Origin of the sequence: Chitinophaga agri (assembly GCF_010093065.1) — a bacterium.
GTDB classification, from domain to species: domain Bacteria; phylum Bacteroidota; class Bacteroidia; order Chitinophagales; family Chitinophagaceae; genus Chitinophaga; species Chitinophaga agri.
Window position 1 is genome coordinate 3,472,729 of record NZ_CP048113.1, and the last position, 11,556, is coordinate 3,484,284.

An 11,556-nucleotide genomic window follows, 5' to 3' on the forward strand; every position below is an offset into this window, starting at 1 on the left:
GACTATCCGCCGCCTGGCCGTCGCTAGTTCGTCGCTAGCAGGTCGCTTGTTCTTCCCTTGCTTCAGTGACAGCTACGTCTCCAAAAACTATAAAGCATTACAAATCAGGCAATTACTTTTACCTACCAATAACATAAGGACTGTTATTAATATCAAAATAGTATCAGTGTATCACTGACGCTGTTGTAGCGGCATGTGTTACTATGCCAGGTAGACCACCTTAGTGTATTAACCTTTATCCGTATTAAACAGCCGGTACGAATAGATATAGGGCAGTGCTGCCAGTATCCCTCCGATAAATATCAGCAGGAAAGTGCCGGTCACTACCGGTAAAAAGAATCCGGCTATGATGGTCGCCGCCCCGGTACATACCCATAGATTACCTGCGAATGCGTGGGTTTCACGCCATATATCCTCGCTTTTTAATGTCCATGGTGTACGGACGCCCACAAAGTAGTTAGGCTCCAGACGGCGCAGGAAAAGGCCAATCGTACCGATCAGCAGCCCGGTTCCTGTAAAGACCCAGCGTTCTATAGCGAACGGATGTCCCTGACTAGCCATAAATACGATGGCAGCAGTAAAAATAGCCAGGTAGATATGGATCATGAAACGGATCTGGTAGTATTTCTTTTGAAACAATGCCATTTCCTGGGGATTGTGTTCGATATCCTCTTCTTCCACATGAGGTATATACCTGAACAGAAAATATAACAACAGATTGGTAAGGAACAAAAAGGTCATCAGTAATAAAAAGTCACTCTTGTTGCCAATACGGTCGGCTACACCATTAACACTGAAGTTAGTCGGCATAACGCTTGGCAGCGAAGGCCAGATAATTCCCAGATAAGCCATGGGCATTATCAGTAATAACAATAACAGCAGTTCCTGGCCAATATCAGGCTTTTTCATGAGAAAGTGTTTTGTTGATAACTATGTTTGACAAATAGCATACCTGCTTGGAGCACATATAGTTAATAACCATTATCCCCCCCGATTTGTTATTGATTGGTTATGCATACTAATTTTATTAGCATGAACTAAAAATATTAGTAAATTTGGGCTGAATGATTGTTCACAGGTGATGATCTGTGAATGAGCAGCCTCCCCGGTCATAGCCTGTGCTCTTTTTCCGGCTGCCTTCACTGCTTATCGCCCGTGAACAACCATTCATAACCATTACCAAACTTGTATGATTTCTTTGCAACACAGGTCCATTGCTCATTTTGACATGGACAGCTTCTTCGTATCAGTGGAATGCAGGGATGATAACAGCCTGAAGGGAAAACCACTGCTTGTCGGAGGTATGAGCGACCGGGGCGTGGTAGCTGCCTGTAGCTATGAAGCCCGCCGCTATGGCATTCATTCGGCTATGCCGATGAAAGTTGCGCTCAAACTGTGCCCGCATGCTATTGTCAGACGGGGAGATATGGAGAAATACAGCAACGTATCCCGTGAGGTGACCGGACTCATTGCTGACAAAGCCCCCCTGTACGAGAAATCATCTATCGACGAATTCTACCTTGACCTCACTGGTATGGATAAGTTCTTCGGCTCCATGAAATGGACTGTGGAACTTCGTCAGCACATCATGAAAGAGATGCAGTTGCCCGTTTCCTTCGGTCTGGCGTCTAACAAAATGATATCCAAGGTGGCCACCAATGAGGCCAAGCCTAACGGACAAATGGAGATCCATTTCGGAGAAGAAAAATCTTTCCTCGCGCCAATGCCAGTGGAAAAGCTCCCCATGGTGGGTAAGGAAACAGCCAGTCAGCTACACCGGCGCGGCGTAGAAACGGTCAAAACACTGAGTGAAATACCCGTCTCCCTGCTTGAGGCATGGCTGGGCAAGAACGGCATCTCCCTGTGGAACAAGGCAAACGGTATCGACGAGTCCCCTGTTGTACCGTACCATGAACAAAAGTCCATCTCCACCGAAAATACCTTTCACACTGACACAATAGATATGCAGTTCATCCATGCAGAACTTGTACGGATGACAGAAAAAATAGCTTTCGAACTGAGACAACAAAACAAACTCACCGGCTGTGTTACCGTAAAGATCCGCTACTCGGATTTTGAAACTGTTACCAAACAGATGACCATTCCGTATTCCAGCAGCGACCACGTCCTCCTGGAAAAAGTAAAAGAGCTGTTTCAGAAACTCTATGACAGAAGACTCCTGATCCGCCTGATCGGCGTCCGTTTCAGTCATCTCGTACATGGCAACCATCAGATCAGCCTGTTCGATGATACCCAGGAAATGATCTCGCTCTATCAGGCCATAGATAACATTAAAAACCGCTTCGGATGGCAATACCTGATGCGGGGCACCAACGCAGGCGCTCAATCGAAAAAAGGGGCTGTAAAACAGCCTGATATCATACCCTATCCTAAAGTGAGATAAACCAACGCTTATGTTTCTCAACTGCAAAACATTCTTCAGTCTGCGCTACGGCACCATCGATACAAAAGATCTGGTGAAGTATGCCCGCGAAATGGGTGTCACTTCCCTTGCCCTCACAAATATCAATATCACTTCCGATACCTGGAACTTCGTAAAAGAATGTCAGGAAAACGGCATTAAGCCTATTATCGGACTGGAATGCAGGAACGGCCACCAACTGAAATATATACTGCTGGCACGCGACTTAGACGGATGGTTTTATATCAACAGGTTCCTGTCAGATCACCTGCATAAAGGGCTTGACTTTCCCGACCGCGCACCCGGGTTTCCCGGCGTGTTTGCCATTTATACATGGAATACCGTTCCACTACAGGATCTCTATGATCATGAACTCGTCGGCATCCGCAAACGTGACATCAATAAACTGTTTCGTGTAAACACCACTGAATGGAAAGACAAACTCGTTATCCTCCACCCGGTCACCTTTCAGAATGATGATTACTACCAGTTGCATCGTGTGTTACGTGCCGTTGATCAGAATATTCTTATCAGTCAGCTGGAGCCGCATACCACGGCACATCCGGACGAGCAGTTCCTGTCACCAGCTGCTTTGTTTGACTGCTTCGAACAATACCCCGACATCATCAGTAATACCGTACGTATTATGGATGCCTGCCGGATACAGTTTGATTTTAAAACACCCCGCAATAAAAAATACTTTACCAGCAGCGAAGCAGAAGACCATGCCCTGCTACGGAAGCTTGCCTATGAAGGCATGCTGGAACGCTATGGTCCTGACAACGCAGAGGCGAAGGAACGTATTGAAAAAGAACTGGAAGTTGTACAGGGACAACATTTCAACGGCTATTTCCTGATCACCTGGGACATCATCCGATATGCGCGGGAAAGCGGCTTTTTTTATGTTGGACGAGGCAGCGGCGCCAATTCTATCCTGGCCTATTGTTTAAAAATAACAGATGTCGATCCGATAGCACTTAATCTCTATTTCGAAAGATTTCTTAACCCATATCGTAGTTCACCTCCTGATTTTGATATCGACTTTTCCTGGAAAGACAGGGATGAGATCATTGAGTATGTATTCAAAAAGTACGGTGCTGCGCATACCGCCTTACTGGGTACCGTCACTACCTTCCAGCAGAATGCAGTGATACGTGAACTGGGAAAAGTTTACGGATTACCTAAACATGAAATAGACAAAATACTGGACACGCCATTTGCACCTGATCTCTCAGGCGATAGCGTACAGCAAACCATCCTGCGATATAGTAAGATGATGTCTAACGACAATAAATCCTTTCCCAATCATCTCAGCATCCATGCGGGGGGTATACTGATCAGCGAAGCGCCTATCCATCAGCATTGCAGTACGTACCTTCCTCCCAAAGGATTCAGTACGGCCCAACTGGACATGCATCAGGCGGAGGCTATCGGGCTATTCAAATTTGATATACTTAGTCAGCGGGGCCTGGGACATATACGCGATGCGATCAGTATCATCAAGGAAAATAAAGGCGATGAAGTTGATATTCACGACGTAAAATCATTCATGCGTGATGAGCGTGTTAAACAGGCATTGCAGACGGTCAACACGATCGGATGTTTTTATATAGAATCTCCGGCTATGCGGCAGTTGTTACAAAAACTGCAATGCGGTGACTACCTGACACTGGTAGCCGCCAGTTCTGTTATACGTCCTGGTGTCGCACAATCAGGTATGATGCGGCAATATGTGCATAACTATCGTAATCAGGATAAGGTAGAGTATCTCCATGACATCATCAAAGAGGTATTGAGTGAAACCTTCGGCATCATGGTCTACCAGGAAGATGTGATCAGGATAGTAAGCCGGTATGCAGAAATGGATCTGGCAGATGCAGATATTCTGCGAAGAGCGATGGCCGGTAAGTACCGCGGGCAGGGAGACTTTCAGAAAATAGAACAACAGTTCTTCAGCAACTGTAAACAGCTGGGAAGACCAGAAGCTGTGACGGCTGAACTATGGCGGCAGATATCGAGCTTCTCCGGTTTCTCTTTTTCAAAGGCCCACTCTGCCAGCTTCGCGGTAGAGAGCTATCAGAGCCTTTTCCTGAAAACATATTATCCGGCGGAATTCATGGTAGCCGTGATCAATAACTTCGGTGGCTTTTATAACAGGGAACTCTATTTCCGGGAATTACAAAAAACCGGTGCCGATATCAAACCACCCTGTATCAACAACAGTGACTATTACACGAGGATCACCGGTAATACTGTGTATACAGGATTTATACACATCGAAGGACTCGAAGAAAAATGGATGGAACAGGTGCTCGAAGAACGTAAGCAGTACGGTCCCTATACCAGTCTGGAAGACTTCACTACCCGTATAGCGCCCCCACCGGAACAGCTGGATATACTCATCCGGATCGGCGCTTTTAATTTCGACAACTACACAAAGAAAGAGCTCCTGTGGAAAAGCAGCCTGTTACTGAAAGCCAAAACACCACATGCAGAGCATATACAGCCGCTGTTCCAGGAAGAATTACCAGATTGCCAGCTGCCCATGCTGTCTTATACCGAACATGAAAATGCATTTGAGGAAATAGCCTTGCTGGGCTTTCCGTTGTGCTCTCCTTTTTCTATTCTGCAACATGATCAGCGTAGATATATTACAGCCGATGCCTTCAAACGCTACGAAGGAAAAACGATTACAGCCCTGGGATATCTGGTATGTACAAAAGGCATTTATACCAGCAAAGGCATACCTATGAGCTTCGGTACCTTTATGGATGTGAACGGAGACTTTATTGATACGGTACATTTTCCTGATATCCTGCGTGCCTACCCTTTCCAGAAAAACGGGTTTTACATCCTGCAGGGGAAGGTCACCGCTGAATATGATGTCTATTCAATAGAGATCAGTTATATGCGGAAAATCGGCTACTTTGAGGATAAATAACAACTAATCAACACTATACAATTCAATATACTATTTCAGGAAAACCAAAACAATATAATTTTATTTCCTATTTTAGCCTTTCGAATAATATATGAATCAGGGGACAATTTGTAATTCCTAACACCTCGAAAAACATACAATATACCAATACGCCGTATAAGAAACAGGTACTATTCCTATACAGCAATGAGCAAATAACACTATCAACCTATGAACAGATTTTTAACTGTAACTGTGCTACTGTTACTAAGCGCCCGTGTGTTCGCACAACAAGAAGGGCCTGTAGCTGAGCGTCCGGCTTATTTTATCTACTCAGCAGGCGAACGCACGGATAAAAAGCTGAAGGTACTGCTCATCAGTACTTACATTTACCGGGCAAAGAATTTCGCCTTTCCCCATGATCAGATAAGCACAGGCATGTCCCTGGATTTCAGCAAAATTATATTGCGCATCGAACGGGAAGAAAAGTATTTTCCGGCGGACTATGACAACATTATGTTCAATCCGATAAAAGTATCGGATATATATGGCAACTTCCAGCGGTGGAATATTACACACCAGTATTATGATGGCATCACACAAAATGACAACACACTCACGGCACTTGAAAAGATACGGACCGCACTGATAAAGGATTATCAGCAGAAAGGGTATAGCGTCTATCAGGTCAGCTTTGCACCTGAGATTGACGGTGCAAATCAGACGAGTTACAGTTACTACGATGCGCAAACCAGCACTTACAAAAAGTTTGCGTTTGAACAGCTGTCGCCGCTATCTCCGTTGTGGATACCTCCCTTCAGAACAGGGAATATCAGAAACCTGCTTGCCGGTCTGAATACAAGCACCTCTCAGAGCAGTGGTGGTATTGTCATTGAAAGCAAAAGCACTGGTAAATCGCAGACAACCAACAGTAAATCCTATAGTAGTACGTCCTCTTCGTCCAGCAAGTCTTCTGACGATCCGGAGAAATGGAAAAGAGAAGCTGACCTGAAAATGTGGGAAGCAGCAGCGCTGGAAGCAAAAGGAGACACGCTGTATGGCATGGGTGCGCTGTTTTATATGCAGGCGCTGGACCAATATAAAGCCGCGTTTTATACATTTCCTTCGGCCAGGGTGCAAAGCAAAATTGATAATATCAATGCCATGGCTAGTCTTGGCAAGGCACTGCGTGAAGGAATGGAAAAGGTAGACGAAGGTGTGGAAAGACTCGACCCTCATAAAAAGACGCGTCATATATATGGCTTTGTGAATTATTCCGGCCTGTTATCGTCCTACGACAAAATAGCGAACCCAAATGACCATACTGCCATGGGTGCATTCCTGGGGGTAACGGGGCACCGTACATTCGTGAGCTTTGAAGTCAGACTGGGATATATGCGTGCACCTGCCTATGAATACAACATAATGGATATAAACCGTCAGATAGTAGACGGTAAGGTGCGGATCGTACAAAGCAGTGCGACGCTCGGTATGTCCGGCGGTGTGAATATACCCATCAGGAACCTGGTGATTTACGGGCTGTACGGATTCGATTGTATGCTGACAACCAGTCAAAAGATACTGACGTCAGGCTATTCACTGGACGAAACACCGACTTTTCCTTATCTCCTGACTAAGTTCACGTTCGGTACTATCTACCGGATACCGCGTACAAAAATCGGGATCGGCTTTCAATATAACCTGAATAGTATCAGTGGCGAGAAAGATGGCGCCTCTGCTATTATCAATGATAAGGCGCCGCAGGAACATTACTATCTGCATTCCACTACGAACGAAAAATATAAGTACAATAATGCCGGTGTACTGATAGGCGTGACGTTATAAAAGTCCGTTAAAGCACTATATAAAGCAAAAGGGTATCCACTATAGCGGATACCCTTTTGCTTTATATAGTGCTTTAAAATTGCCTAACCCAGGTTGAACAAACCTTTGTTCAGCAGTTGTAAAGTTTTCTCTTTGTGTTGTCCACCGATCAGGATGGAGATGTTATGGCGGCTGCCACCATAGGAGATCATCCGCAATGGCACTTCGTTCAGTGCATCGAAGATCTTCTTCAGAATGGAAGGAGTCGCTGCCACCTCGTTACCTACGATAGAAACGATCGTCTGGTGATGATCCAGTTCAACAGAACCGAATGGCTGCAGTTCTTTCAGCAGCTGGTCCAGCACAGGTGTATTCTCTATTGTCAGGGACACCGCTACTTCAGAAGTAGTGATCATGTCGATAGGCACACGGAACTTTTCAAACACTTCAAATATCTTACGGAGGAAACCGTAAGCCAGCAGCATGCGGCTGGATTTGATCTTGATAGCGATGATACCGTCTTTGGCAGCAATAGCCTTTACACCGTCGCCGTTTGGCATTTCAGTGATGATGGTACCTCTTGCTTCCGGCTGCATGGTATTCAGCAGTTTCACCGGGATGTTGAAATGCTGTGCAGGCCAGATAGATGCAGGATGGAGGATCTTCGCACCGAAATAAGCCAGTTCAGCTGCTTCGTCGAAAGACAGTTGCTCGATCGGGAAGGTCTTTTTCACCACTCTCGGATCATTGTTGTGCATACCATCAATATCCGTCCAGATCTGTACTTCTGACGCCTGGATGGCAGCGCCGATCAGGGATGCAGAATAGTCGCTACCACCACGTTTCAGGTTGTCGATCTCACCTCTGGAGTTACGGCAGATATAACCCTGTGTAACGAAGATGGTCTCTCCTTTATTTTTCTCGAGCAGGTTACCCAGCTTGATCTTGATCTTAGGGATTTCAGGCTCTTCGTATTCGTCGATACTCATGAAGTCCAATGCGGACAACAGTACAGACTTGACGCCAGCTTCTTCCAGGTATACACTGAACAGGCGGGTTGACAATAACTCACCCTGCGCCAGTATATCCTTATTCAGCGCTTCGTTGAAAGATATCTTAAGAATGATGTTCAGGAACTCGAAATGCTCGTCAACAACAGCACTCGCCTTGGCACGTGTCTCGTCCTGCTTGACCAGGTCCTCACAAAAAGTCCTGTAATGTGCTTCCAGCTTGTCTATCTGGCCCTTTGCCTGTTCCTTCTTACCCTCAGAAAGGGATTGTCCGATTTCCACTAATGCGTTAGTGGTACCGGATAATGCGGATAATACCACGATTTTTGGCGCGGTATCGGCAGTTACCAGACTGGCCACGGCATGCATACGTTCCGGTTTACCTACGGAAGTGCCACCAAATTTTAAGATCTTCATTACTGTTGAATTGTTATATGTTTGACTGGTACAAGATTTCGCTTAAAAGACGCAAGTTCGGGCGTTTATACCGACTTTAAAAATCCAATTTGAATTTTCGGGCTACTTCCTGCAGGTCTTTCACTACAGGATCCAGTAATGGGATGCCGGCCGTTATCCGCTCTTTCTCCATTTCACGTTCCGGATCGCCTGGTATCAGTACCTGTTCTCCTTCAACTGGTGTAGCGCTGCGGAAACGTGTGATCCACTTGTCCATGTGCGCTTTGAATTCATCAGCCGGACGGAAAGCATCTACCCGCATCGCCCCCAGGAAATGCCCCAGTCCCTGCCCTACCGGATCAGGTGCCAATGGCAGGAAGCTCACGAAAGGAGGTGCCCAGGGACCGTAATTGGCTCCTGATAGTACAGCGGAGAAAATATCTACAATCGCACCCAGACAATACCCTTTATGGCTGCCATGGTCACGATCGCCCCCCAGTGGCAGTAAAGCGCCTCCGGATTTCAGTTCGTGCGGGTTTGTACTGGAATGACCTTCCTTGTCCTGGATCCAGCCTTCAGGTGCTTCCTGATTCTTACGCTGGAGTATTTCCAGTTTACCGTTAGCAGCAGTTGTAGTGGCAAAGTCAGCTACAAATGCCGGCTGTTCCTTTGCCGGAATAGCCACAGCGATCGGGTTCGTACCCAGCATACGTTCTGTGGCAAAGGTGGGCGCTACCAGCGGACTGGCATTGGTCATTGCCATACCGATCATGTCCCTTTCCAGGGCCATCATCGCATGCTGACCAGCTATACCGAAGTGATTGGAGTTCTTTACACTTACCCAGCCACTACCAACAGCAGCCGCTTTCTCGATGGCCACTTTCATGGCGAAAGGCGCTACTACCAGCCCCAGCCCGGCATCGCCGTCTACAACGGCCGTGCTGGGCGTCTCATGTACAACCCTGACATGGGGAGTAGCATTGATCCTGCCGGCTTCCCACAGGCGTACATACCCACTCAGGCGGGCCACCCCATGAGAGTCAATCCCTCTCAGGTCTGCAGATAACAACACCTCACTGGCTGTTTCTGCATCCTGCGGCGGACAACCCATTTTTATAAAAACTTCCCTGGTAAATTCCCTTAATGCGGGATAGGAGAATATCTGGCTCATGATTCGTAGTCCTGTTTCCTGTATAGTGCCTTACAGCGTGTTTAGTAGATGTTATTAAGCCTGCGCTGTAGGTCCACCAAAATTAAGCGGCATGGAAACAGGCTCCTGATCCTGGATCGGACCGTTTGCAGCTTCATACTTTTTGATATTGTCCACCATCGCTCTCATGAAACGCTTGGCATGCTGTGGAGTCAGTATGATACGGGACTTTACCTTTGCTTTAGGCAGGCCAGGCATTACATTCACAAAATCCACCACAAATTCTGCATTGGAGTGTGTTATAATGGCAAGGTTGGCATAGATACCTTCTGCTATTTCCTCGCTCAGCTCAATATTCAGCTGATTCTGTTCTTCCTGCTGATTTTCCATAATTTTTTTCTTTTGCGCTACAAATGTAAAAAAGAGACCTTAAAATGAAAGGTCTCTTTTTTAAAACATGGTACAGGAATGTTTGTGTGTGTGTTATTGGACGTCCCACCATACACGGCGGGTCAGCCTGGTGTTGGCAGGTGTATTGGTATTGTAACGTATTTCACTGCTTGGATAGAACAGGGACCGTGGTAAGGCGCCTCCCAGCACATTGCCGTCAGGGGCTGTCAGCTGAGGGAACCCCGTCCTGCGCCAGTCGGTCCATACTTCCGGACTCAGGAACAGCGCTATGTACTTTTGCTCAATAATATCTTTCAAAGTGATATTAGCTGGTGTTTTAGCCACTGAAGGCAGATAGGATGCATCATTGATCGTCCTTTGCAGATTCGCCCTTACTGCTTCATTGTAGGCAGCGGCTGCACCTGTCGTGTTTCCTGCTCTGAACTCCAGTTCCGCCTCCATAAATTTCTGTTCGTCATATGACAGAAAATAAACAGGGGAGTTCGCGGAGCCATACAAAGCACCTAATGCACTCGGATCGGCCGGATCGAAATAGGCATCATACCTGGGATCTCCGGCAGCATCCATCAGGTCGTTCAGGTAGCCTGTAAAGATGATATCTGCACGTTGTGTGTTGAACTGATACCAGGGCGCCTGTGTCGTGGTGGCGCTACTACCTACAAATTTCACAAAAGCACCTTCTCCGTCATCAAAACCATTGGCCAGTGCGGCTAACGCTTTGGTCCGTGCGGTTGCATCCACCTTCACGGTATGCAGATAGAATTTGGCTTTGAGTGCGTAGGCAAACTTTATCCACATGTCCAGGTCTCCATCAAAGAGGAGGTCATCATTCGAATTAGGCTGAAACTCTGCGCCGTCGTCTTTTCCCAGATCGGTGATCGCTTCATCCAGCAATGTCTGCAACCGCGTATAGATTGCCTGCTGACCATCATATTTGGGCTGCGTATTCTTCAGCCCCTGGAATGCCTCTGTGAAAGGTACATCTCCCCAGAAGTCAGTCACCTGGCCTAAGTCATTTGCCATCATGATCTTACCAACAGCCGCGTAATGCAACTGACCAGCCGCAGTAGCTACCGCTATCAGCGTGTCTATATTGGTCATAATAGCGCCGTAAAAACCTGCATACCACATGTTATCCACATCATCAGGCGTAATGTTATACAGGTCAGCACTGGCCGACTGGTTGGCTGCACCTGTCACCTGCTGCATGAAAATGGCAGGAAAGCGGGAAGCATCTCCACCCCAGGTATAGGCACTTTGTAATATCACGCCCGGCAGCAGTGAAGAGGCGGTCGGATTTTTCAGTTGTGAAGGGTCATCATTGATGCCATTGTAGAAGTAGTCTTTTCTGCAACCCTGCGAGATTACCAGCAGGATCAGTAACGGGAGTATATATTTGGTTATCCGTAACATGGTCATTCGT

Annotated in this window: 8 protein-coding genes; 3 read left to right on the forward strand and 5 right to left on the reverse strand. The window is 46.7% G+C overall.

The annotated features are described in order from the left end of the window. Positions 1 to 228: 228 nt before the first annotated feature. Positions 229 to 909 carry an SdpI family protein gene (locus GWR21_RS13700; protein ID WP_162332293.1) on the reverse strand — a complete coding sequence of 227 codons (681 nt, stop codon included), beginning with the start codon at positions 907 to 909 and terminating at the stop codon, positions 229 to 231. Between the two features lie 280 nt (positions 910 to 1,189). Between GWR21_RS13700 and dinB the strand changes: the two genes are divergently transcribed. From dinB to GWR21_RS13715, 3 genes are all read left to right on the forward strand, one after another. After that, a complete protein-coding gene (gene dinB, locus GWR21_RS13705) occupies positions 1,190 to 2,404 on the forward strand; it encodes a DNA polymerase IV (RefSeq protein ID WP_162332294.1) in 1,215 nt (404 codons plus the stop codon). A gap of 10 nt (positions 2,405 to 2,414) precedes the next feature. After that, the gene (locus GWR21_RS13710; RefSeq protein WP_162332295.1) at positions 2,415 to 5,363 is read left to right on the forward strand and encodes a DNA polymerase III subunit alpha; all 2,949 of its coding nucleotides are present in this window, start codon (positions 2,415 to 2,417) and stop codon (positions 5,361 to 5,363) included. A gap of 210 nt (positions 5,364 to 5,573) precedes the next feature. Next, complete coding sequence (locus GWR21_RS13715) at positions 5,574 to 7,187, forward strand: hypothetical protein (protein WP_162332296.1); 1,614 nt, start codon at positions 5,574 to 5,576, stop codon at positions 7,185 to 7,187. Positions 7,188 to 7,270: 83 nt separating this feature from the next. Here the strand turns inward: GWR21_RS13715 and GWR21_RS13720 are convergent, their stop codons facing one another. The 4 genes from GWR21_RS13720 to GWR21_RS13735 form a co-directional block, all read right to left on the reverse strand. Beyond that, entirely contained in the window at positions 7,271 to 8,593 is a 1,323-nt protein-coding gene (locus tag GWR21_RS13720) for an aspartate kinase (RefSeq protein WP_162332297.1), read from the reverse strand. A gap of 76 nt (positions 8,594 to 8,669) precedes the next feature. Then, complete coding sequence (locus GWR21_RS13725; RefSeq protein WP_162332298.1) at positions 8,670 to 9,743, reverse strand: Ldh family oxidoreductase; 1,074 nt, start codon at positions 9,741 to 9,743, stop codon at positions 8,670 to 8,672. A 54-nt stretch (positions 9,744 to 9,797) separates the two neighbouring features. Continuing rightward, entirely contained in the window at positions 9,798 to 10,112 is a 315-nt protein-coding gene (locus tag GWR21_RS13730; protein WP_162332299.1) for a DUF3467 domain-containing protein, read from the reverse strand. Positions 10,113 to 10,205: 93 nt separating this feature from the next. After that, complete coding sequence (locus GWR21_RS13735; protein WP_162332300.1) at positions 10,206 to 11,546, reverse strand: SusD/RagB family nutrient-binding outer membrane lipoprotein; 1,341 nt, start codon at positions 11,544 to 11,546, stop codon at positions 10,206 to 10,208. Positions 11,547 to 11,556: the final 10 nt, after the last annotated feature.